Consider the following 22,217-nt stretch of genomic DNA (forward strand, 5'->3'; position numbering starts at 1 on the left):
TGGAGCTAAGGAGAATTGAACTCCTGACCTCCTGCATGCCATGCAGGCGCTCTACCAACTGAGCTATAGCCCCGCGTTGCCCTGCCGGTTTCCCCCGGCGGCGACGCCAACATTACACGGTCCACCGGGGGGAACACCAAATCGTTTCCGTCGGCCCAGAGGTCCGCCACGGCAGGGGCGACGGCGTCAAGCCGTGACGAACGAATAGAACCGCTTGAGTGTGCAGTGCTCCTCCAGGAGCCGACCGTAGATCGGCTCGCCCTCCAGTTCACGGTACGTCTCGATGGGGTCGCCCTTTATGATCAGCGCCCTCGCGCATTCCTCGCACCAGTACTGGTAGTCGGGGTTGACCGGCTCCATGTCGCGGACGATCGGCGTCCCGCTGCCGCACCAGTCGCACTTTCGCCTGTGTGCACCCATCGATCAGCTCCAGCTGTGGCCGCAGGCCGTGCACACGTAGGAAATTCCGCCGTTGTCGCCGAGGACCTGAGCGACATGGAGGGAACCGCAGGAAGGGCAGCTGAGCCGGGTCACCGTGTCCCGTGTCATCGCTGCGTCGAGGTGGTCACCGACCGCCTCACGGATGCTCGCAGGCATCACTGGCTCCCTCCCGTCGGGCCGCGCCCCCTTCCGGCCGTTTGATTCTGCCACGGCCGGACCGATACGGTCAGCGACGCCTCAGTACCAGTCCGGACACGGCATTCGCCGCGACCGTCCCGGCCAGCGCGAACCTGCACGCCGGCGGCGTCTCCGTAGAGGTATACGCCTCCGGGGCCCAACTCACTCAAGCCGGTGCGAACAAAAAGATCCCGTCCCCGAGGGGGACGGGATCTTCGTCCTGTGGAGCTAAGGAGAATTGAACTCCTGACCTCCTGCATGCCATGCAGGCGCTCTACCAACTGAGCTATAGCCCCTGGTGTTGCCCCAGCTGAGCGGGGCGAACAAGAAGAACTTTAGCCTGCGACCTGCCGGAAAGTGAAATCCGGGTCACGAGCCCTGGAGCAGGGCTCAGTCGTCGTCGCCGAGCACCGGCTCCGGCAGCGTCCCGGCGTTGTGCTCGAGCAGCCGCCAGCCGCGGGCGCCCTCGCCGAGGACGGACCAGCAGCAGTTGGACAGACCGCCGAGGCTCTCCCAGTGGTGGGCCCCCAGGCCGAGGAGACGTCCTATGGTGGTGCGGATCGTGCCGCCGTGGCTGACCACCACGAGCGTGCCGTCGTCGGGCAGTTTCTCGGCGTGCCGGAGCACGACGGGGGCGGCGCGGTCGGCGACCTCCGTCTCCAGTTCGCCGCCGCCGCGGCGGACCGGCTCACCGCGCTTCCACGCGGCGTACTCCTCGCCGTGCCGGGCGATGATCTCCTCGTGCGTCAGCCCCTGCCAGACGCCCGCGTAGGTCTCGCGCAGCCCCTCGTCGTGGGTCACGTCCAGGCCGGTGAGCACGGAGAGCTCGGCGGCCGTGTGGGCGGCCCGCTTCAGGTCCGAGGCGACGATCGCGTCGGGCTGCAGGGAGGCCAGCAGCCGGGCGGCGCGGCGGGCCTGGGCGAGGCCTGCCTCGGTCAGGGCGACGTCCGTGGTGCCCTGAAAACGGCGCTCCACGTTCCACGCGGTCTGGCCGTGCCGCCACAGGATGACGCGGCGGCCCCGGCCCGGCCTCGCGCCGGCGGGGGCGCTCACCGCAGCCCTCCGAACTCGGCGGCGTCCTCCTCGGCCTGCAGCTTGGCGTGCTCGGCGGCCTTGCCCCGGGTGGCCTTGGCGTCGGCGGGCAGCTCGAGCTCGGGGCAGTCCTTCCAGAGCCGCTCCAGAGCGTAGAAGACCCGCTCCTCGCTGTGCTGGACGTGGACGACGATGTCGACATAGTCGAGCAGCACCCAGCGAGCCTCGCGGTCGCCCTCCCGGCGCACCGGCTTGACGCCGAGTTCCTTCTGCAGGCGCTCCTCGATCTCGTCGACGATCGACTTGACCTGACGGTCGTTGGGCGCGGAGGCCAGCAGGAAGGCGTCCGTGATCGACAGCACATCGCTGACGTCGTAGGCGATGATGTCGTGGGCGAGCTTGTCTGCGGCCGCCTGCGCGGCGGTGTTGATGAGCTCGGTGGAGCGGTCAGTCGCGGTCACTACGTGGCTTTCGGTCGGCGGTCACTTGACATCAAGGGTCTCACGACCGCCGACGGCACCCCACGTGATTAAGGGATCACTCCCGATCACTCCTGATCGCTCCTGATCGCTCGCTGCGGAGCTCACGACGAGGACGGCTCGTAGTCCTGGCCCAGCACCACCGACACGTCCGCGTTCGAGGACCCCTTGCCCTTGGTGACGGCGCTGGTGGGCAGGCCCAGGGTCTTGGCGACCTCGGTGGCGTTCTCCTTGTCGGCTGCATCGGTGTAGGTGACCTTGGACGCTGCCTGGGCGCCGGACGGCGTACCGCCCTCCAGGAAGGTGAAGCCGCCGTTGAGGAGCACCACGCGGGCCTTCTCGGTGTTGTCCTTGACGCCGCTGGCGTTCTGGACGGAGACGCGGACGGCCGCGTCCTTGTCGGGGCTCTTCGCGGTGCCGCCGAGGACGTCCTTGACCACGCTGTCGCTCGCCTGCGCGCTGAGCGTGCCGTCGGTCTGGACGGGCAGCAGCGCCGTCTTGTAGTCGCCGCCCTTGGCGAGGTCGGCGAGCTTGGCGAGGAAGGCGCCGAGGTCCTTGTCGGTCAGCGACGGGTCGAGGATCTGCGCCAGCGTCTGCACGGTGGTCGTGGCCGCGGTGGCGTCGGAGGACAGCTTGCGCAGCACGGCCTGCATGACCTGCCCGAACCGCTCCAGCTGGGCGTTCTGGGCCTCGCCGGAGGCGCGGTAGGTGGCGTAGGCGACGGCCATCTTGCCGCTGAGGGTCTGGTCCTCGCCCTTGCTCACCAGGGGCGCGGCGCCCTTCTTCTTGGCGTCGGGGTCGGGCACGTCGGTGTTGGTGGTGACATCGATGTTGCCGACCAGGTCCACCAGGTTCTGCAGATACGGGGTGTCCAGCCGCCAGGTGCCCTGGATCTGGGTGCCGAGGACGGTGTCGAGGGCCTCGCGCGTTCCGGAGGAGCCGTCGTCCTCGACGGACTTGGCGAGGGTGGTCGTGGTGCCGTCGTCGCCGGTCATGGCGAGGGAGTTGGGCAACAGCACCGTGGTGCCCTGCTTGGTGGTGGTGTTGTCGACGAGCAGCGCCGTGGCGGTGCCGCCCTGCTTGGTGTCGTGCAGATGGACGACGATCACGTCCCGCTTCTGGGCACCCACGGCCGTCGCCTCGCCCGACTTCGAGTCGTCGGAGGAGGACAGGCCGGGCAGCTTGCCCGCGTACCAGAGGTAGCCGACCCCGCCGACCGCGACCAGGGCGAGTACGACGACGAGGGCGACGACCCGGCTTCGGGCGCGGCGCCGGGCCTCCTCACGGCGCTCGGTGCGGTTCTCCGTGAACGCCAGCCAGTCGATGACGTCCTCGGAGTCGACGTCGGGATCCTCGACGAAGGCGAACTGCTCGGTGTGGTAGTCCCGTTCGGGCTGCGCGGGGGCGGCCTCGTGCTCGGCCGGACCGGCCTGCTGCGGGATGTAGGCGGTCTGCTCGGCGGTGCGCTGCTCGACGCGCGGCTGCCGGCCGCTGGTCGCGGCCTGGCCGTAGGGGTCGTACGGCGTGGCGGTTCCGGCGCCCCCTCGGCCGCGGTTGCCGAAGGCGTCGAAGGAAGAGGCGGTGGGCGCCTGCTGACCGGTGTCGTAGGGGTCGAACGACGAAACCGGTTGCTGGGAACCGGTGTCATAGGGAGGAACCGGTTGCTGCGCGCCCGTGTCGTACGGCTCGTAGGGGGGCACCGGCGGCTGTTGGCCCGTGCTGTACGGGTCGTAGCCGTAGCCCTGCTGGCCGCCGTGCTGTTGCTGTGCGTACGGGTCGTACGACTGCTGCTGCGGGAGCTGCTGGGCCGGGACCTGCCGGTACATCGGCCGGCCGTACTCGTCGTAGCCGACGAGTTCGTACTGATCGCCGTGGTCGCCGGGATACCCCGCGTCGTATCGGTCGTTCACCGGTGCCCCTCTCGGCTCAGTCGCCGCGGTACAGCTCGCGCTTGTCGATGTAGCGCACGACTCCGTCCGGCACCATGTACCAGATGGGGTCTCCCTTGGCGACTCTCGCACGGCAATCGGTGGACGAGATGGCCAGAGCGGGAACCTCGACGAGCGAGACACCGCCCTCCGGAAGGCCGGCGTCCGTCAGATGGTGGCCGGGTCGGGTGACCCCGATGAAGTGCGCGAGGGAGAACAGCTCCTCGGTGTCCCGCCAGGTGAGGAGCTGGGCGAGGGCGTCGGCGCCCGTGATGAAGAACAGGTCCGTGTCGGGGTTGAGCTCGCGCAGATCGCGCAGGGTGTCGACGGTGTACGTCGGCCCGCCGCGGTCGATGTCGATACGGCTCACCGAGAACTGCGGGTTCTCGGCGGTCGCGATGACCGTCATCAGATAGCGGTCCTCGGCCGGGGAGACCTTGCGGTGGCTCTTCTGCCATGGCTGGCCGGTCGGGACGAACACCACTTCGTCCAGGTGGAACTGCGCGGCGACCTCGCTGGCCGCCACGAGGTGACCGTGGTGGATCGGGTCAAACGTCCCGCCCATGACGCCCAGGCGGCGCTTGCCCGCATTCGTCGGGCCGGTAGGCATGTCCTGCTCTCCCATGCGTGCAGACCCTACCGGCCCGTCCTGAGGACTCCGGCCGGAGGCTTCAGCGGTCGCGGTTGAAGCGGGTGGTGATCCACAGCAGGAGCAGCAGGATGAAGAGCGCGCCGCCGCCCGTCAGATAGGCGTTGAGGCTCTCGTGGTTGCCGCTGTGCTCCTCGCCCTCGGCGGCGAGGGTGACCAACTGGGCTGCGGTGCTGTGGAAGCTCATCTTCGGCAGTACCTATCCGGTGTGGGCGGGATAAAGATGTCGGCCCATGGTAAGCGGGCGGCCCGGCAGCCCTCACGCCGACTCCGCCGTCGGTACTCGGCAGACGGGCCGGAGGAACTTCCCGGCTGTCTCAGTCGTCCTTTTGTTTGTACCCCCGCAGCAGGAACCACGCGGTCAGGACACAGCCCAGCACCATCACGATCAGTACGACCCGGAGCAGATTCCCCGCCCCTTGCTGTTCGGCGGCGTTCGCGGCTCCGGCGAGCCAGGCGGACGCGGGGTTGTGCTCCATGACGGGACTCCTTCGCTGTACTGCCCGTCCACGGTATATCCGCCTAGGCTGGGCTCTGCTTCGGGGGCGCAAAGGGCCGCACAAGGGTCCGCAAAGGGCCACACACACGCACATGGGGGAAGACATGTCCGACGGCCACGAGCACAACGGGCACGAGAACGTGCCGAGCAGGCAGCGCAGGCGCTTCCCTGGAATCTCCTCGCGTGCGTATGAGCATCCGGCCGACCGCTCCGCCCTGGTGGCGCTGCGCAAGCTGAGCGGCTTCGACACGGTCTTCAAGGCGCTCAGCGGACTGCTGCCCGAGCGCAGCCTCAGGCTGCTGTTCCTGTCCGACTCGGTGCGCGTCTCGGACCAGCAGTTCGCACACCTCAACGACATGCTGCGGGACGCCTGTTACATCCTGGACCTGGAGAAGGTCCCGCCGATGTACGTCAACCAGGACCCGCAGCCGAACGCGATGTGCATCGGCCTGGACGAGCCGATCATCGTCGTCACCACCGGCCTGGTCGAACTGCTCGACGAGGAGGAGATGCGGGCGGTCGTCGGGCACGAGGTGGGTCACGCCCTGTCCGGCCACGCCGTGTACCGGACCATCCTGCTGTTCCTGACCAACCTCGCGCTCAGGGTCGCCTGGATCCCGCTGGGCAACCTGGCGATCATGGCGATCGTGACCGCGCTGCGCGAGTGGTTCCGCAAGTCGGAGCTGTCCGCGGACCGCGCGGGCCTCCTGGTCGGGCAGGACCTCCAGGCCTCGATGCGCGGCCTGATGAAGCTGGCCGGCGGCAACCATCTGCACGAGATGAACGTGGACGCGTTCCTGAAGCAGGCCGAGGAGTACGAGGCGGGCGGCGACCTGCGCGACTCCGTGCTGAAGATCTTGAACGTGCTGCCGCGCTCCCACCCCTTCACCACCCTCCGGGCGGCCGAGCTGAAGAAGTGGTCCGAGTCCCGCGACTACCAGCGGATCATGGACGGCCACTACCCGCGGCGCAGCGAGGACAAGGACACCTCGGTCTCGGACTCGTTCCGGGACTCGGCGTCGCACTACGCCACGCATGTGAAGACCTCCAAGGACCCGCTGATGAAGCTGGTCAGCGATCTCGCCGGCGGGGCGGGCGACCTGGGCGGCAGGGTGCGCCGCGGCTTCAGCGGCTTCGCCGGCCCGGCGGGCGGCTCGGCCGAGTCCACACCGAAGGACCAGCCGCCGCGCGACGACAGCACGGGCCCGGACGGCGACGACAGCACGGGCCGGGACGGCGACAACCGCTGACGTCGTCATCGAGGCAGCCGCTGAGGCCGCGGTTTGCCGCGGTTCACACCTTCGGCTGCGCGCTCTGCGCCAGCGTCCCGCACAGCGCCGGCGCGCTGCCCGTGGCGTAGGGGTCCGTGCCGGCCGGGCCGCCGCCCTTGGCGGTCTGGCCGGCCAGCAGCGGGCGCAGATGGCTGGTGGAGTCGGCGGCGCAGGAGACCGGCCCGGCCTGGACATAGGAGACGGCCAGCTGGGCCTGCTGGAGGCGCAGGTCGTCGCGGTCGAAGCGGAAGTGCAGCTCACGGCGGACGATGAACAGGGACGCCTCGGCCTTCTCGCCGGCGCCGGTGGGCCGTAGCGCGTACACGAAGGTGTGGTCCGAGGTGACCTCGAGCGTGGACGAGTCGGCCTCGGCCGCGTGCAGGCTGCCCTGGACACGGATCTTGTCGTCGGCCAGCTCGGCCCTGTTCGGGTCGAAGCGAACCAGCCATCCGGTCGGCGCATGCCTGCCGTCGGCGGTCGGCTGCCGGAAGCTCTGGTCGAACTGGTCGAGTTGGTCCGGGGCGACCAGGGCACGCACAGGCCGGACCTGTCCGCCGGTGAGCACCTCCGGGTAGAGGGAGGAGCGGACGAGGTAGTCCTTGGCGGTGTTCAGGGCGCTCACGACCTGACTGTCCGAGAAGTGCTCGGTGCGCCGGGTGGCGGGCAGTGGTATGCCCTCGGCGCCGACGCGGTACTGCGCGGCGGGGCTGTGCGCGAACAGTTCGTCGGGCTCGGCGGCGCCGGGCACCTTGCCCTGCGGGGCGAGCGGGATGACGGTCATCCGCAGGGGCTCGGCGGGCTGCCGGCTCTGCGGAGTCTGGTAGGGGTGTCGTACACCCATGTAGATCGCGGCGCCGAAGGCGACCGCGATCAGCACGACCAGGATCAGCGCCTGCCGGGACAGGCCCCGACGCACCGGCGGACGGCGCCGTACGGCGGGCGCGTGGTCGGCCATGCGCTCCTGTGCGGAGAACTCCTGAAGGCGGGCAGCCCGGACGAACGACTCGTCGAAGACGACGGATCGGTATTCGTCCTCGCCACCTCCGGGGCCGCCCTCGGGTGTCCCCTCGGGTGGGTCTGAAGGCCCTCCCATATCTTCAGAGTAGGTCTCCGGGAGGCCAGGTAAACGCCCTGCTGTACGACAAGTTCTGACAGGTTCTCACCAGGATGGTCAGGGCCTGTCGGGGCAGGTGTCAGGGCGTGCGCGGGGTCGCGGGGACCGGTGGCTGGGAGTAGCTGGCGGAAGCGGAGGGTGCCGCCGCACTGCCCTGTTCGACGCCGGTGGAGGCGGGCGGCGGGACCCTGTCCCGGTTGCCCGAGGACGCGCCGCGGTAGACCGCCGTGAAGGCCAGCGCGACCATGCCGATGCCCATCAGGATGGCGAGCATCCAGGCGACCGGGCGGTGCCAGCGGACCTGCTTGCCGTAGGTCCCCGGAGCGCCGTAGCGGCCGTTGAGGGTGTCGGGCTCGTCCAGGTCGTCGAAGTCCGGATCATGGCCGAAACCGCCGTGATCGTCGGGGCCGTAGCCGTCCTCGTAGCGCTCGCCTCTGCGGTGGGCCCGGCGGGCCTCTGCCTCGGAGGCCTCGGCTCTGGCCTGGGCAGCGGCCAGGAGGCGTTCGACGGCGGTCGGCTCGTGCACCACGGCCGCCCGTACGAAGGCCTCGTCGAAGACCACGGAGGCGAACTCTTCGTCCGACACCCCGCGGTCGTGGTCGTCGTCGGGCTCCCAGCCGTCAGGGAACGGCGTGCCCCCCACGTCCTCCGGCACGGATCCAGAGTAGACCTGAGGGGTCAATTTGGGCAGACGGTATGGAAATTCATCCGCCTTGTGAGACACCTAAGCGCTCCGCTGGGAGTGCCGTGACGGGCGGTCGGCCGTCTGCAGGCCCGTCGTGGCTGGTCGCGCCCACGCGGCGGAGCCGCATATAGATACAGCCCCGCGCCCCTTCGGGGCGCTCAGCGCCGTACGTGTCCATCTCCCGTGACGATGTACTTCGTGCTGGTCAGCTCCGGCAGCCCCATCGGGCCGCGCGCGTGCAGCTTCTGCGTGGAGATGCCGATCTCCGCGCCGAAGCCGAACTGGCCGCCGTCGGTGAAGCGCGTGGAAGCGTTCACCGCGACCGTGGTGGAGTCGACCAGCTGGGTGAAGCGGCGGGCGGCCTGCTGCGAGGTCGTCACGATCGCCTCGGTGTGACCGGAGGTCCACAGCCGGATGTGCTCGACGGCCTTGTCGAGCGAGTCGACGACCGCCGCGGCGATGTCGTACGACAGGTACTCGGTCTCCCAGTCCTCCGGCGTGGCCTCGACGACCGTCGCCTTGGAGTCCTTCGCGTACGCCAGCACCCGCTCGTCGGCGTGCACGGTGACCCCGGCCTCCGCGAGGGCGTCCAGGGCGCGCGGCAGGAACTCCGGCGCGATGTCCTGGTGGACCAGGAGCGTCTCGGCGGCGTTGCAGACGCTGACGCGCTGCGCCTTGGAGTTGATCAGGATGTCGATGGCCATGTCGAGGTCGGCGTGCGCGTCGACGTAGACGTGGCAGTTGCCGGTGCCGGTCTCGATGACCGGGACGATGGACTCCTGGACGACCGTCTGGATCAGCGAGGCACCGCCGCGCGGGATCAGTACGTCGACCAGTCCGCGCGCCCGCATCAGCTCGCGTACGCTCTCGCGGCTCTCGCCGGGCACGAGCTGGACGGCGTCGGCGGGCAGCCCGGCGCCGCCCACGGCGTCGCGCAGCACCCGCACCAGGGCGGTGTTCGACTCGTAGGCGGAGGCGGAGCCCCGCAGCAGCACGGCGTTCCCGGACTTCAGGCAGAGCGCGGCGGCGTCCACGGTGACGTTCGGGCGGGCCTCGTAGATGATCCCGACGACGCCCAGCGGGACGCGGACCTGGCGCAGGTCGATGCCGTTCGGGAGGGTCGAGCCGCGGACGACCTCGCCGACCGGGTCGGGCAGGGCCACGACGTCCCGCACATCGGAGGCGATCGCCCGGACCCGCTCCGGCGTCAGCGTCAGCCGGTCGACGATGGCCTCGCTGGTGCCGGCCTCGCGGGCCTTGGCGATGTCCTTGGCGTTGGCCTCGACGATTTCGCTCGTACGGACCTCCAGCGCGTCCGCGATGGCGAGCAGCGCGTCGTCCTTCTCGGCCCGCGGCAGCGGCGCGAGGTCGGCTGCGGCGGCCTTGGCGCGGTAGGCGGCCCGGGTGACCGGGGACATCGAGTCGTACGGCGAAAGCGTGGTCATGAGGGAAGCGTAGTGCGCGGAACGGGTCGGTCCGGCAGGCATCCCAAACCCCGAGACAAGCCGCCCAGACTCGGCAAAACGACCGCTCAATACGGGTGGACGCCTACCGGTGACGCCGGTGGCGGTCCGTACCCTTCCGCGATCCGCTGGTGGTAGGTCTCGCGGTCGATGACCTCCAGGCCGACGATCTCCCAGGGCGGCAGTCCCGCGGACTGGCGGTGCTCGCCCCACAGGCGCAGGGCGACGGCGGCGGCGTCGTGCAGGTCGCGGGCCTCTTCCCAGTAGCGGATCTCGGCGTGGTCGACCGCGTAGCGGCTGGTCAGCAGAAAGGGGTGGTCGTGGGCGAGCTGCTCGAGGCAGCGCCGTACCTCCTTCAGCGGGGTCTCGGCGCCGGAGACGCTCAAGGTGACATGCCACAGGCGGGGCGCGTCCTTGGGCTCCTCGTACCGGTCCCCGGCCGCGACGCTGGTCAGGGCGCGCTCCTCGCCGCCCGCGCGGGAGGGAACACCATCGCGGGACGCCGCCGCCCCAGGGCGCACTCGTCTCACGACGGCCTCCTTACGATGGTCGTGCGGAATGGATCCCCAAGGGATTGGTCCCTAAGACAAAGTTGAGCAGGCCGCAAGCCGCCGCGGGGCTGTTTTGCGCAACGGTCACCTTTTACGGGTGCAGGATCACGAGGTCGTCCCTGTGTACGACTTCACGTTCGTACGCCGGACCCAGTTCACGGGCGAGTTCCCGGGTCGAGCGGCCGAGCAGCTGGGGGATCTCCTTGGCGTCGAAGCTGACGAGCCCACGGGCCACCGCACGTCCCTCGGTGTCGCGCAGCTCGACGGGGTCGCCCGCGCCGAACTCGCCCTCGACGGCGGCGATCCCGGCCGGCAGCAGCGACTTGCGGCGCTCGACGACCGCCCGCACCGCCCCGTCGTCCAGGGTCAGCGAGCCCTGCGGGGTGGACGCGTGCTGCAGCCACAGCAGCCGGTCGGCGGACCGCTTGCCCGTGGGGTGGAAGTAGGTGCCGGTGTCACCGCCGGACAGCGCCTCAGTGGCATGGATGGCGCTGGTCAGCACGACGGAGATGCCGGCTGCGGCGGCGATCCGGGCGGCCTCGACCTTGGTGACCATGCCGCCGGTGCCGACGCCGGCCTTGCCCGCGCTGCCGATCTCCACGTGCGCAAGGTCCGACGGCTCACGCACCTCCGCTATCCGCGCGGTACCCGGCTTGCTCGGGTCGCCGTCGTACACGCCGTCGATGTCGGAGAGCAGCACCAGCAGGTCGGCCCGTACGAGATGGGCGACGAGGGCGGCGAGGCGGTCGTTGTCGCCGAAGCGGATCTCGTCCGTGGCGACGGTGTCGTTCTCGTTGACGACCGGGAGGGCGCCCATCGCGAGGAGCTTGTCGAGGGTGCGCTGCGCGTTGCGGTGGTGGGCGCGGCGGCTCATGTCGTCGCTGGTCAGCAGCACCTGGCCGACGCGGACGCCGTAGCGGGCGAAGGAGGCGGTGTAGCGGGCGACGAGCAGGCCCTGGCCGACGCTGGCGGCGGCCTGCTGCCGGGCCAGGTCCTTGGGGCGGCGACGCAGGCCCAGCGGGGCGAGTCCGGCCGCGATGGCGCCGGAGGAGACGAGGACGATCTCCTTCTCTCCCCCGCTGCGGCTCTTGGCGAGGACGTCCACGAGCGCGTCGACGCGGTCGGCGTCCAGGCCGCCGGACGCGGTGGTCAGCGACGAGGACCCGACCTTGACGACGATCCTGCGGGCCTCGCTCACGGCCTGCCTTGCCCCTGCCACTTCGCTTTCCGTCCCCTCGCACTCGGCTGTCCGCAATCTACGCGAAGGGGGCCAGGAACCGCGCATCGATATCAGTCCCTGGACGTGCGTCCAGTAACGGTGTACTCACGGGTCGCGCACGGCAAAAAGGTTGTATTGGTTGCTTCTAAGATCGCCGCGGCGCCCGCGTGCAGCGCATTCTGCTCCGTTGCGGGAAGAGCCCGTACGACGTCGTCCCCATCGAGGCCCTGTTCTCCCGAAGCTACGGCGAAGTGACAAGTAGCTCTCTGTAGCGGATCTGGGGTGCGCTTGTCAGACCCGCCCGCCCGGCGTCGCTCCCGGTGGCTGGATCGTTGACCGGGTGTGGCGCCGGGCCGGGGAGGGGCCCGAAGCCACCGCGTTCGTGGTCGGCTCGATTCGGCTACGCGTTGCGCCTGTGCAGCAGCAGGCTGCCGACCAGCAGCGCGGCCGCGGCCCACGTGGCGAGCACGCCCAGGCCGGTCCATGGGCCGATGGGCAGCTCGTGCAGATGGACGGTGGCTTGGACCGCGAGTCCGGCGGACATGGGCGAGATCTGCTGGAGGTGGCGCTGCCACTCCGGGTCGTTGACCACCTGGGTGACGACCGGGAAGAGGTAGAGCAGCCCGAGCACGATCCCGATGGCGGTCGCCGCCTCCCGTACTGCCGTCGCCACGCCGAGGCCGAGCAGGGCGATCAGGACGAGGTAGAGGACCGAGCCCACGGCCGCGCGCAGGGTCGGACCGTCGGCCAGGGACAGCGGGGCATAGCCGTGCGCCTCGGTGAATCCGTTGCCGGGCAGGATGTAGCGGCCGACGAGGAGGGAGGCCAGGACGGCAGCCGTCCCGGAGGCCAGGACGACCGTGGTGAGGACCGTCGCCTTGGCGGTGAGGACGGTGAGCCGGTTCGGCACCGCCGTGAACGTGGTGCGGATCATCCCGGTGCCGTACTCGCCGCTGACGGCCAGCACCGCGAAGACGGCGATGACCGCCTGCCCGACGGTGACGCCGGTCAGGGCGAGCTTGACGGCGTCCTGGCCGCACCCCGCGTCCGGGCACTTCACGGCCTTGGCGGTGCCGCAGCCGACGGCCACGGTCAGCGCGACGGCGAGCAGGAGCAACCTGCCCATGTCCCCTGCGGTGCGCAGCTTCGTCCACTCCGCGCGCAGGGCGCGGCCGAAGTCCCCTCGCCACGCGCCGTCCGCCGTGCTCGTGAGTCGTGCACTTCTCAGGACACTCATACGTCCCTCCCCCGCAGCCGCACCACGGCCAGACCGAAGGCGAGCGCGGCGTATCCGCACAGCACAGCGAGGCCGGCCCATGGCGCCAGCGGGTAGTAGCCGGTCGACGGCTCGTACACGCTGAGCACCTGCGCGTACTGCGGCAGGGTCTGCTGGATGGCGAAGCCCGCAGCCGGGGTCACCCGCAGCAGCCACTCCGAGACGCCCGGGGGCAGTACGCCGGAGGTGGCAAGCAGGAAGGGCAGCACGATCGACGCGATGACCAGGGCGACCGCCGTGCCGCTGCGCCGCAGCAGGGCACCGACGCCGAGAGCGAGCACGGCGGCGGCTGCGCAGAGCAGGCCGGTGCCGGCCATGACGCGCACTTCGGTCGCCGACGTGACGGGGAAGACATGGAAGCCCCTGCCGCGCGCGCTGCGTTCCCCGATGGGAATGGTGATCGCGGCGGCCACCAGGCCGATGGCGAACGCGACGCCCCCGGCCACCAGCGCCTTGGCACCAAGCACCCGGCCCCGCAGAGGAGTCGCCGCCATGGTCGTACGCAGCAGACCGCGCCGGTACTCGCCGGTGATGAACACCGTGCCCACGGCGATCACCACGATCAGCCCGGCGAAGGTGCCGACGAGGAAGTTCTCGACGGAGAAGCCGACGCCCATGACGGGCCCGCCGACGACCGGTGCGATGTCACCGGCCCCCGTCACGATGAACCCGCCGCCGTCGGTCTGGGTGAAGCCGCCCTTGGTGGTGTTCGTGTAGCTGCCGGAGGTGCCCGCGTCGCCGCCCACCTGTGTGCCGCTCCACGCCCTCTGGGACCAGCCGCCGGTGAGGGCGGGACGGCCGAAGGTGCCGGTGGCCACGGCGGGGCTGAAGCCCGTGCCCGCCGCGGTGTCCTGCTTCGCCTCCGGTGACGTGGCGAAGAGCCCGGCCTGCACGGTGCGCGCGAGCCCCGGTAGCCTCGCATGGCCGACCTTGGTCCAGTGGAAGCCGTCGGTGGAGGTGGAACCGGTGAGACTGTCACCGGAGCGGACCAGGCGCAGCCAGCGCGGGGACTCCTGGGAGACCTTGCCGGAAGGGCCCGCCATGTCGTGCGTGTAGTCGTACTGCATGCGCACACCGTGGCCGCCGGTGGCCATGACCGCCGCGTACGGGGATCCCTGGGTGAGGCTTTCCTTCACGATGATCCCGGCCTTCGCCCAGGGCTGGGCGCCCTGGGCCGTCTTGCCGGTCCCGGTGTCGGCCACACCAGTCAGCGACCGCAGGGGAACGGTGAGGGTGCCGTCACCGGTGAGCGTCTTGTGGACGAAGTAGAAGCTGTCGTTGACGGCCTCGCCGCCGGGGCCCTTCGGGTACGAGGCGGCGTCGGCGCCGCGACCGCCGGGGGCGGGGGCGGCCGTGCCGAGCAGGCCGACCACGATCGTCACCAGGAGCGCCCCCGCCATGGCGAGGACCCAGCCGCGTACCGTACGGAACTTCGTCCACTCGGCGTGCAGCGTCCTGAGGAACCCACTCTGCTCAGCGCGCCTCGTGGCCGGGGGGCGAGGGGTGAGGGTGGCGGTCATCGCGTGGCCTCCCCCGCCGGGATGCCCCGGTACTCCACCGCGTCCCGGGTGAGCTCCATGTACGCCTCTTCGAGCGTCGCCCGGTGCGTGGACACCTGGGAGAACGGCACCCCGTTCCGGGCAAGCAGAGTCACGATCTCCTCGTCGGGCAGGCCCGTGACGCCGAGGGTGTCGGGGCCGGTGGCGAGAACGGTGGCGCCCGCGCCGTGCAGGACCTGGGCGGCGCGCGGAGGCGCGGAGGTACGCAGGGTGACCCGGCCGCCGGACGCCTCGGCGAGCAGCTCGGACACGCTGGCGTCCGCGACGACCCGGCCGCGGCCGATCACCACGAGATGGTCCGCGGTGTCTTCGAGTTCGCTCATCAGATGACTGGAGACCAGGACGGCGCGGCCCTGCCGGGCCAGCGACGACAGGAAGCCGCGCATCCACACGATGCCGTCGGGGTCGAGGCCGTTGAACGGCTCGTCCAGCATGACGACCGGCGGGTCACCGAGCAGCGCCGCCGCGATCCCCAGGCGCTGGCGCATGCCCAGCGAGAAGCCGCCGGCCTTGCGCCGGGCCGCCGTGCCCAGGCCGGCCTGTTCGATGACCTCGTCCACCCGCCGGGCCGGCACGCCCTGTGAGTGGGCCAGCCACAGCAGGTGGTTACGGGCGGTGCGGCTCGGCTGCAGCGCGGAGGCGTCGAGCAGTGCCCCCAGATGCCGAAGCGGGCGACGCAGGGTGCGGTACGGCACCCCGTCGACCAGGGCCTTTCCCTCCTCAGCCGCGTCAAGGCCCAGGATCACGCGCATGGTGGTGGACTTGCCGGCGCCGTTCGGGCCGACGAAGCCGGTCACCCGTCCGGGCCGCACGGTGAACGTCATCCCGTCCAGAGCCAGCTGTGGCCCGAAGCGTTTACGCAGACCGATGACCTCGATCGTCGCCTTCGTACTCTCATCGCTCATGGCCCCCACCCTGTGACCGAGCGAGTTACAGGGGCCGAACGGCCGCTGTCATCTCGCTGTTAGGCGCCTCGGCTTAGCCTGGCCGGTACGTGTCCTGGTGCGGTGGCGAGAGGCGAACATGCGGATGAAATGGGGTCCGCCCCGACGGCTCGCGGGCCTGACCGCCCGGCTCGGCCTGCGCCGTGGCACTGCCCGCACTCGCTTCACCGCCTTGTACGTGACTCTGTTCCTGCTGTCGGGAACGGCGCTGCTCGCCGTCGCGGCCGTGGTGGCATCCGGCGGATCGCGCTCCAGCCAGACCGCCCCCGACGGCGGCACCGATCAGCCCGCCACGACGGCACACGCCCAGGGCCGCATCGACGAGCTGGAGCAGCAGCTGGCCCAGGCGCACGACACCCAGTCCCGGCAGATCCTGATCGGCTCCGCCATCGCCCTCGGCATCATGGCGGTGATCTCGGTCGGCCTTGGCTGGTTCGTCGCCGGCCGGGTGCTGCGACCGCTGCGCGTGATGACAGCGGCCACCCGCCGGATCACCGCCGACAGCCTGCACGAACGCTTGGCCATCGGCGGCCCCGGCGACGAGGTGAAGGACCTCGCCGACACCATCGACGACCTCCTCGGCCGCCTGGAGGGCTCCTTCGACGCCCAGCGACTCTTCGTCGCCAACGCCTCCCACGAGCTGCGCACCCCGCTCACCACGATGCGGGCCTCCCTGGACGTGGCCCTCGCCAAGCCGGGCCCGGTACCCGAGACCACGGCCACGCTGGCCGCCCGGATGCGCGCCGAACTCGACCAGGTGGACCGGCTGCTGGAGAGTTTCCTCGTCCTGGCTCGCACCCAGCACGGCGAGTTCACCGACTCGGCGCGCCTCGCCCTCAGCCAACTCGCGCTGACCGCCCTGACCGGACGGGCAAAGGACATCACGGCCAAGGGACTGACCGTGCGTGAAAACCGGATCGACGACTCCGCGTGGGTGTGGGGCAGCCAGACGCTGCTGCGCCGCGTGGCCGACAACGTGGTCGACAACGCGATCGCGCACAACAACCCCGGGGGCTGGATCAGTGTCGCGGTAGGGGCCGAAGGAGACGACTCAGGCGCAGTGTCCCTCGTCGTCGAGTCCAGCGGGCCGGTCCTCGACCAGCGGCGGGTGACGGACCTCGTGCAGCCCTTCCGCCGCCTTGGCGCCGACCGGACCGGCACCGGCCAGGGAAACGGCCTCGGCCTCTCCATCGTCGCGGCCATCACCCAGGCCCACCACGGCACCCTGGACCTGAGCGCCCGCCCCGACGGCGGCTTGCGCGTGACCATCACCCTCCCTCGTACGGACGGCAGGGCGGCGGCGGAAGCCCCCGACACAGAGACGGGCGTGGCGCGTTGAGAGTCCTGGTGGTCGAGGACGCCCGCCCCCTCGCCGAAGTCATCGCCGAGGGACTGCGCGACCAGGGCATGGCCGTAGACGTGGCCCACGACGGGCTCGACGCCGCGACCAAGCTGGGCGTCAACGCGTACGACGTCGTCGTGCTCGACCGCGACCTGCCAGGCATCCACGGCGACACCCTCTGTCAGATGATCACCGAGCGGGACGGCCGCGTGATGGTCCTGATGCTGACCGCTGCCGACTCACCCGGCGACCGCGTCAGCGGCCTCACCCTGGGTGCTGACGACTACCTCGCCAAACCCTTCCACTTTCCCGAACTCGTCCTGCGCATCCGCGCCCTGGCCCGCCGTCGTCCCGCTGCCCGGTCCCGCACCCTGAGCGCGGCGGGCATCGAACTCGACCCGATGCGCCGCACCGCCGGCCGCGACGGCCGCCAACTCGACCTCTCCGTCAAGGAATTCGCGGTACTCGAAGCCCTCCTGAACACGAGCCCCGCCTTCCTCAGCGCGGAGGACCTCCTCGAACAGGTCTGGGACGAACACGCCGACCCGTTCACCAACACCGTCACGGTGACCATCAGCCGCCTGCGCCGCAAACTCGGCGACCCTCCGGTCATCGCCACCACACCCGGTGTGGGGTATCGGATCATCGACCCAGCCGTCCCACCCGACTGAGCAGCCGCCAGGGGCCGGCGGCCCGCGAGCGGAGGCGGTGCTCAGTGCACCTGACTCCAGTCATCTGCGCAGTCGACTTCGGAGACTCGTTCGCAAAACCCGTTCTCACTCAAAAGCGGGACGGACCCCCTTCTGAGACTTGCATTGTGCGAAAATCCGGGCCCACGACGAACCCTCAGCAGCCTTCCCCAACCGACCGGTCGGACGCTGACGACGTCGAACAGCACGCCTGTCCGAAGTGTGACGCACAGCCCGGCTCGCCCTGCCGCTCGCGCGGCGACTCGGTCGCCTCCGCTTACCACACCCGCCGCTTCACCATGGTGCCCCGGCTGAAGAAGGCGCTGCGGGTCCCCGGCCGTGGCGGCCGGGCACCCCGCCGCCGACGCCGATCGACCCGGACCTGCCGAGCGCGGACATCCGCATCGGCTACGCCCGCTGCTCGACCCCCGGGCGGGAACTCGACTCCCAGCTCGACGCGCTCGCTAAGCACGGCATCCCGAGGGACAAGATCTTCAGCGAGAAGATCAGCACCCGGGTGCGGGTCCGCCCGAAGTTCGAGGAGGCGCTGAGGACGGCGCGGAAGGTCAAGGCGCACGTCCCGCACTGCCGGGTCATCTTCGCGGTGTACGAGATGAAGCGGCTCGGTCGCGACGCCGCCGAACTCACCGCCCTCACCGACCACCTCACCGCCCACGGCTTGGTCCTGGAGATGCTCGCCGGACCCCTGCCCGGCATCTACGACCCCACCGGCCCTGGGAAGCTGCTGTTCGCGTTCTTCGCCGTCGCGCACGCTGGAGCTGTGCCGCTACTTCGGCATCCCGCACCGCAGGATCGACCAGCTGCCCGAGGACCCCGAAGCCACGGATCCCGCGCGGCTGTACGAGGAGTCCGACGTCGCCGAGCTGACGGGCGGCCACCAGGAGCGCTTCGAGCGGTTCACGGCGTTCCTGGACCGCAACGGACTGCGGAACACCTTCACCCACGGCGACGGCGGCGCCGCCTTCGACGAGCGCATGCGCGCGCCGTCCTTCCCGGCCGGCATCCGCCCCTGGAACGACACGGACATCGCCTCGCTCACCTCCCGGTTCGGCCGGCTGCACAGCCGTATCGCCGAACTGGCCGTGGACAACGCCAAGTTGAAGCGGGAACTGAAGCGCTCGGCCAACCCGGCCGCGTCTCCGCCCCCGGCTTCGGTCTACCGCAAGGCCCGGCGGGCCGTGGGCAGGCCGATCCGCCGGGCGCTAGCGCTCCGCTGGAAGTCCGGTGCTCGTCCGCAGGTCCGTCGTGGCTGGTCACGCCCGCGCGGCGGAGCCGCAAATCGATACAGCCCCGCGCCCCTTCGGGGCGCGGCCGAACCGCAGGGAGTGTCAGGCCGCTGTCCGCATCCCGGATGCGGGCAGCGCCCGGCGTACCCGGCGGATCACCTTTCGCGCGAACGAGTCGGCGCCGCCCTCGCGGTAGCCGGGGAAGACGCGGGCCTCGCGGGACTCGGCGAGGTAGACGGAGTCGGGTATGCCGGCCGCGCGGTCGCGGAAGAGGGGATAGACGAGGTAGACGCGGCGGCCCTTCTTCTCCAGCAGGGCGGCGGCCTGCTTCTTCGCCCGGAGGAACTCCAGGACCTCGACGAGGAGTTCGGACCGCTGCCTGGCCACCAGGTGCAGTCGCAGCCGCTCCTCGACCTTGAGGCGGCGGGCCACCTCTTCGGTCCAGTAGGCCTCCATCAGCGGCTTGGCCAGCTCCAGCTTGTGGAGCCGTACCTCCTCGCTGTCCTTGAGGTAATTGGGGCCGAACTGCGGCAGCAGCGTGATCAGGAAGGGCCGGACCATGAGCGTGTCGCGGCGCGGACCCGCCGGGACGAGGTCGGCGATCAGCCGCATCAGGGCGCGGGCGGAGTCGAAGCGCAGGGTGTAGCTCCCGCTCTTGGTCACATGCTTGCCGTCGTCGCGGCCGACCAGGTAGTAGCAGACGTAGTCCGCGACCACCGAGACGCCGTCGGCCCGCAGATACGCCTCCATCGTGAACAGCGCGTCCTCGCCGGTCCACAGGGACTCGTCGAAGCGCATGCCGTGCCGGTCCAGCAGCGCGCGGCGGAACAGCTTCTGGGCGCTGAGCGTGAACTTGATGTTGGAGGAGTAGACGTCGGTGCGCTCCAGCGTCTTGCCCCACATCGACCTGGGCGGCTTGCGGTTGATGCCCTCGACCTTGCCGAGGACGACGTCCGTGCCGCTGCGGTCGGCCATCGCGACCATCCGCTCCAGGGCCTCGGCGCCCAGCCGGTCGTCGGCGTCGAGGAAGAAGACGTACCGCCCGGCCGCCTTGCCCAGGCCGACGTTGCGCGGGCCGCTGGGGCCGCCCGAGTTCTCCTGACGGATCACGGTCACGCGCATCGGCGCGCGGGCCGCGAACTCCTCCAGATACTCCCCCGTGCCGTCCGTCGAACCGTCGTCGACCGCGATGACCTCGATGCGCTCCGGATCGATGGTCTGTGCCTCGACGGATGCCAGGCACTCGACCAGATACGGCATCGCTTCGTACGCCCCGATGATCACGCTCACATCAGGCTGCGCCACGGTCACGTTTTCTCCCTCGCTAACGGGACATTCCTCCCGTATCTCTTTATTCGCAACCTTGTAGACGGATGAACAAGTGAAGTGGTTGCCTCAAGAGCATGAATTAGTGACCTACGTCATACGAATTCCAGGTGACGTCTATTCATCGGGCACGGAAAAGGCCCCCGAGGATGCGCTCCTCGGGGGCCCTTGTCGGGCTTGTAACGGTCGGTCAGCCCGTCAGCTCCGCCTCCGTCGCCGCGATCCGTGACTCCTGGCCGAGATTGCGGGTCTGGGCCTTCACCGCCAGGTTCGCCACGGCGGTGTTGAACTGGTCGATGGACGTCGGCTCGTCCGGGCCGAGCAGATACCGCTTCAGCTCCTTGCGGTCCGCGGCCAGCGGGTCGGCGGCCGGGTCGCGGACGGCGGCGAGCAGCCCGCCCAGTTCGGCGGCCCTGTTGCTGAGGACGACGGCGGCGCGCACGGCGGTGTTCTGCCGCTTGAACTCCTCCTCGCCCAGCTCGGCGGAGTCGGTGACCGCGTACGGCTTGCCGCTGGCGATGAAGTCCGAGACCACGCTGGAGATGTCGGAGACCATCGCGTCGGAGACGTTGAAGCAGTCGTACAGGCGCGGTTCGGCGCCCGTGATGACGCGGTGCTCATGGGCGGGGAAGGAGCGCCAGTAGGCGTCGTTCCACTCGGCCCGCAACCGGGCGATCTCCTCGTGCTTCGCCACGTCGACCACGCCGTCCCGGGTGGCCTCGGCCTCGTCGCGCTTCTCGGCGCCGGTGCCGGACAGCTCCGCGATACGGGCCTCGATGCGGGCCAGCTCGGCCCTGGCGGCGTCCTGCGCGGCCACATCCACAGGGCCCCGGGCCTCGGCGGCGGCCTTCTCGACCAGCGCGGTGATGCGCTGGTGGGCGGCCCTGGCCGCGGCGCTGCGGGTCCCGGTGAAGGGGTGCGGCTTGTACAGGACGCGGACCGGCGGGTCGGCGGTGATGAGGGTGCGGACGATGTTCTCGCCGGCGAGCAGGATCGAGGTGTTGCCGGGGTTGTCGTCCCAGCCCTCCCAGGTGGGGGCGTACAGGACGGTCGGGCAGCGTCCATCAGCGGCTCCGCCGCGGGGGCCCTCCGGCACGCCCTGCCACGTCTCGATCGGCGCCAGCTGCGGGCGGCCGACCTCCACGATGTCCTCGTCGCGGACCCCGACGTCGGCGATGGCGTAACGGTCGCGGCCCGCGCGCCCGGCGGTCCACACCTCGTCGTACACCTTGCTGAACGGGTTGACGCTGGCCAGCTTGTCGCTGTCGCCGTGGCCGATGAAGACGTGCTTCATGGTCGGGACGCGCAGCATGTGGATGTTCTTGCCGACGTTCGCCGCGTACAGCGTGACGCGCACCGTGGAGAGGTCCATGTTCATCAGGTGCACCCCTCCGGGCACGCAGACGACGGGGACCGTGGTGGGCGCCATCCGCTCCAGGACGGCGCGCTCACGCAGGATGATCAGCGGCTTGGAGTCCAGCTGCTCCATGGTCTCCAGCCACATGTTGACCTGGTACGCGGAGTCCTTGGACCCGGAGAAGTACAGCGCCGTCTCCGGCCGGTACTCGCCCAGCCAGTCGTCGACGGCGGCCAGCACCTTCTCCGCGTTCGGCGGGATCTTCGAGCCGCGGACGTACGGCACCAGCGCGAGGACGTACAGACAGCCCAGGAACAGCGTCACGCCGATGCCGATGAAGCCGGCCTCGGCCGACTCCATGCCCGCGGAGACGATCACGCCGGTGACGGCCGCGAGGTCGAGGTGGAGCATCTTCTCTGCGGAGCGGTGCAGCAGCGGGCACGGCGGGGCGTCCGGGATGCGGATGCGGGAGGCCAGGTCGACATTGCGGGTGGCGACCGGCATCCGGCGGCGGTTGCGGATGAGGGTGACCAGCGCGCCGTGCGGGGCCTGGAGGCCGTAGAAGGCGATGAAGCCGGCGACGGCACCGTAGAAGATCAGGTCGTCCGCGAGGGAGAGGCGGGCCAGCAGCAGGACCAGCAGGAGCTGCCGGATCAGGAAGCGGATCGACAGACCCGCGCGCACCTTGCTCAGGCGGTTGATCAGATAGCTGCTCTTGTGGTGCAGATAGTGGTCCGCCAGATACGTCACGGCGGCCGCGGCCGCGAAGGCGGGAACGCTCGGTACGAGCGCGGCCAGCATGAGCGCCGGGAAGCCCAGCATCATGAGGGCTGCCGCGGCCAGCTCGGCCGCGCTGCCCACCCGGGCGACGCGAATAGCGGTGGAAATCACGGAGAAACCTGCTCCTGGAGGGAGAATGCCGGTTTTGTTCTGTACGGCTTCAGGCCTCTGTGAACACCCCGTAAATGG

22 protein-coding genes, 2 tRNA genes and 1 pseudogene are annotated in these 22,217 nt (G+C 70.4%); 4 read left to right on the forward strand and 21 right to left on the reverse strand.

Annotated features, from left to right (window positions below; all coding sequences use genetic code 11):
• The 10 genes from QQY66_RS15770 to QQY66_RS15815 all read right to left on the reverse strand — a co-directional run bounded on the left by QQY66_RS15770 (position 1) and on the right by QQY66_RS15815 (position 5,185).
• Positions 1 to 73 (reverse strand) — tRNA-Ala (locus QQY66_RS15770).
• 113 nt (positions 74 to 186) lie between these two features.
• Positions 187 to 420: a hypothetical protein gene (locus QQY66_RS15775; RefSeq protein ID WP_003976229.1), complete on the reverse strand. Its 234-nt coding sequence runs from the start codon at positions 418 to 420 to the stop codon at positions 187 to 189.
• Between the two features lie 3 nt (positions 421 to 423).
• The gene (locus QQY66_RS15780; protein ID WP_210574530.1) at positions 424 to 597 is read right to left on the reverse strand and encodes a hypothetical protein; all 174 of its coding nucleotides are present in this window, start codon (positions 595 to 597) and stop codon (positions 424 to 426) included.
• A 244-nt stretch (positions 598 to 841) separates the two neighbouring features.
• Positions 842 to 914, reverse strand: a tRNA-Ala gene (locus tag QQY66_RS15785).
• Between the two features lie 94 nt (positions 915 to 1,008).
• On the reverse strand, positions 1,009 to 1,671 hold the full coding sequence (locus tag QQY66_RS15790) for a histidine phosphatase family protein (protein ID WP_301980974.1): 663 nt from the start codon (positions 1,669 to 1,671) through the stop codon (positions 1,009 to 1,011).
• Positions 1,668 to 2,111 carry a ribosome silencing factor gene (rsfS, locus tag QQY66_RS15795; RefSeq protein WP_301980975.1) on the reverse strand — a complete coding sequence of 148 codons (444 nt, stop codon included), beginning with the start codon at positions 2,109 to 2,111 and terminating at the stop codon, positions 1,668 to 1,670. The genes QQY66_RS15790 and rsfS overlap by 4 nt, the downstream gene beginning before the upstream one ends.
• A gap of 122 nt (positions 2,112 to 2,233) precedes the next feature.
• A complete protein-coding gene (locus tag QQY66_RS15800) occupies positions 2,234 to 4,039 on the reverse strand; it encodes an LCP family protein (protein ID WP_301980976.1) in 1,806 nt (601 codons plus the stop codon).
• A 16-nt stretch (positions 4,040 to 4,055) separates the two neighbouring features.
• The gene (gene nadD, locus QQY66_RS15805) at positions 4,056 to 4,682 is read right to left on the reverse strand and encodes a nicotinate-nucleotide adenylyltransferase (RefSeq protein ID WP_301980977.1); all 627 of its coding nucleotides are present in this window, start codon (positions 4,680 to 4,682) and stop codon (positions 4,056 to 4,058) included.
• 46 nt (positions 4,683 to 4,728) lie between these two features.
• Positions 4,729 to 4,893: a hypothetical protein gene (locus QQY66_RS15810; protein WP_301980978.1), complete on the reverse strand. Its 165-nt coding sequence runs from the start codon at positions 4,891 to 4,893 to the stop codon at positions 4,729 to 4,731.
• Positions 4,894 to 5,023: 130 nt separating this feature from the next.
• Complete coding sequence (locus tag QQY66_RS15815) at positions 5,024 to 5,185, reverse strand: hypothetical protein (protein ID WP_301980979.1); 162 nt, start codon at positions 5,183 to 5,185, stop codon at positions 5,024 to 5,026.
• 124 nt (positions 5,186 to 5,309) lie between these two features.
• Here QQY66_RS15815 and QQY66_RS15820 point away from each other — a divergent pair, with 124 nt between their 5' ends.
• Complete coding sequence (locus tag QQY66_RS15820) at positions 5,310 to 6,455, forward strand: M48 family metallopeptidase (RefSeq protein ID WP_301987331.1); 1,146 nt, start codon at positions 5,310 to 5,312, stop codon at positions 6,453 to 6,455.
• A 43-nt stretch (positions 6,456 to 6,498) separates the two neighbouring features.
• Here the strand turns inward: QQY66_RS15820 and QQY66_RS15825 are convergent, their stop codons facing one another.
• The 8 genes from QQY66_RS15825 to QQY66_RS15860 all read right to left on the reverse strand — a co-directional run bounded on the left by QQY66_RS15825 (position 6,499) and on the right by QQY66_RS15860 (position 15,248).
• On the reverse strand, positions 6,499 to 7,569 hold the full coding sequence (locus QQY66_RS15825) for a hypothetical protein (protein WP_301980980.1): 1,071 nt from the start codon (positions 7,567 to 7,569) through the stop codon (positions 6,499 to 6,501).
• Positions 7,570 to 7,669: 100 nt separating this feature from the next.
• Positions 7,670 to 8,245 (reverse strand): hypothetical protein, encoded by a 576-nt coding sequence (locus QQY66_RS15830; RefSeq protein WP_301980981.1) that lies wholly within the window; start codon positions 8,243 to 8,245, stop codon positions 7,670 to 7,672.
• A 188-nt stretch (positions 8,246 to 8,433) separates the two neighbouring features.
• Positions 8,434 to 9,720, reverse strand: coding sequence for a glutamate-5-semialdehyde dehydrogenase (locus QQY66_RS15835; protein WP_301980983.1), 1,287 nt, complete (start codon positions 9,718 to 9,720; stop codon positions 8,434 to 8,436).
• A gap of 86 nt (positions 9,721 to 9,806) precedes the next feature.
• Positions 9,807 to 10,259 carry a hypothetical protein gene (locus QQY66_RS15840; RefSeq protein WP_301987333.1) on the reverse strand — a complete coding sequence of 151 codons (453 nt, stop codon included), beginning with the start codon at positions 10,257 to 10,259 and terminating at the stop codon, positions 9,807 to 9,809.
• Positions 10,260 to 10,380: 121 nt separating this feature from the next.
• On the reverse strand, positions 10,381 to 11,508 hold the full coding sequence (gene proB / locus QQY66_RS15845) for a glutamate 5-kinase (RefSeq protein ID WP_301980984.1): 1,128 nt from the start codon (positions 11,506 to 11,508) through the stop codon (positions 10,381 to 10,383).
• 400 nt (positions 11,509 to 11,908) lie between these two features.
• Positions 11,909 to 12,745, reverse strand: coding sequence for an ABC transporter permease subunit (locus tag QQY66_RS15850; protein WP_301980985.1), 837 nt, complete (start codon positions 12,743 to 12,745; stop codon positions 11,909 to 11,911).
• Entirely contained in the window at positions 12,742 to 14,304 is a 1,563-nt protein-coding gene (locus QQY66_RS15855; RefSeq protein WP_301980986.1) for an ABC transporter permease subunit, read from the reverse strand. Before QQY66_RS15855 ends, QQY66_RS15850 begins: the two co-directional genes overlap by 4 nt.
• Entirely contained in the window at positions 14,301 to 15,248 is a 948-nt protein-coding gene (locus tag QQY66_RS15860) for an ABC transporter ATP-binding protein (RefSeq protein ID WP_301980987.1), read from the reverse strand. Before QQY66_RS15860 ends, QQY66_RS15855 begins: the two co-directional genes overlap by 4 nt.
• A 118-nt stretch (positions 15,249 to 15,366) precedes the next feature.
• On the opposite strand from QQY66_RS15860, the gene QQY66_RS15865 reads away from it, so the two are divergent.
• From QQY66_RS15865 to QQY66_RS15875, 3 genes and pseudogenes are all read left to right on the forward strand, one after another.
• Positions 15,367 to 16,626 (forward strand): cell wall metabolism sensor histidine kinase WalK, encoded by a 1,260-nt coding sequence (locus QQY66_RS15865; RefSeq protein ID WP_301980988.1) that lies wholly within the window; start codon positions 15,367 to 15,369, stop codon positions 16,624 to 16,626.
• A complete protein-coding gene (locus QQY66_RS15870; RefSeq protein WP_301980989.1) occupies positions 16,623 to 17,300 on the forward strand; it encodes a response regulator transcription factor in 678 nt (225 codons plus the stop codon). The genes QQY66_RS15865 and QQY66_RS15870 overlap by 4 nt, the downstream gene beginning before the upstream one ends.
• A 421-nt stretch (positions 17,301 to 17,721) precedes the next feature.
• Positions 17,722 to 18,024, forward strand: a pseudogene (locus QQY66_RS15875) (recombinase family protein); the annotation flags it as partial.
• A gap of 81 nt (positions 18,025 to 18,105) precedes the next feature.
• Here QQY66_RS15875 and QQY66_RS15880 read toward each other — a convergent pair.
• The 3 genes from QQY66_RS15880 to QQY66_RS15890 all read right to left on the reverse strand — a co-directional run bounded on the left by QQY66_RS15880 (position 18,106) and on the right by QQY66_RS15890 (position 22,139).
• Positions 18,106 to 18,366 carry a hypothetical protein gene (locus tag QQY66_RS15880; protein ID WP_301980990.1) on the reverse strand — a complete coding sequence of 87 codons (261 nt, stop codon included), beginning with the start codon at positions 18,364 to 18,366 and terminating at the stop codon, positions 18,106 to 18,108.
• 301 nt (positions 18,367 to 18,667) lie between these two features.
• A complete protein-coding gene (locus QQY66_RS15885) occupies positions 18,668 to 19,876 on the reverse strand; it encodes a glycosyltransferase family 2 protein (RefSeq protein WP_301980991.1) in 1,209 nt (402 codons plus the stop codon).
• Positions 19,877 to 20,081: 205 nt separating this feature from the next.
• Entirely contained in the window at positions 20,082 to 22,139 is a 2,058-nt protein-coding gene (locus QQY66_RS15890; protein ID WP_301980992.1) for a hypothetical protein, read from the reverse strand.
• Positions 22,140 to 22,217 lie beyond the last annotated feature (78 nt).

Source organism: Streptomyces sp. DG2A-72 (assembly GCF_030499575.1).
GTDB lineage: Bacteria > Actinomycetota > Actinomycetes > Streptomycetales > Streptomycetaceae > Streptomyces.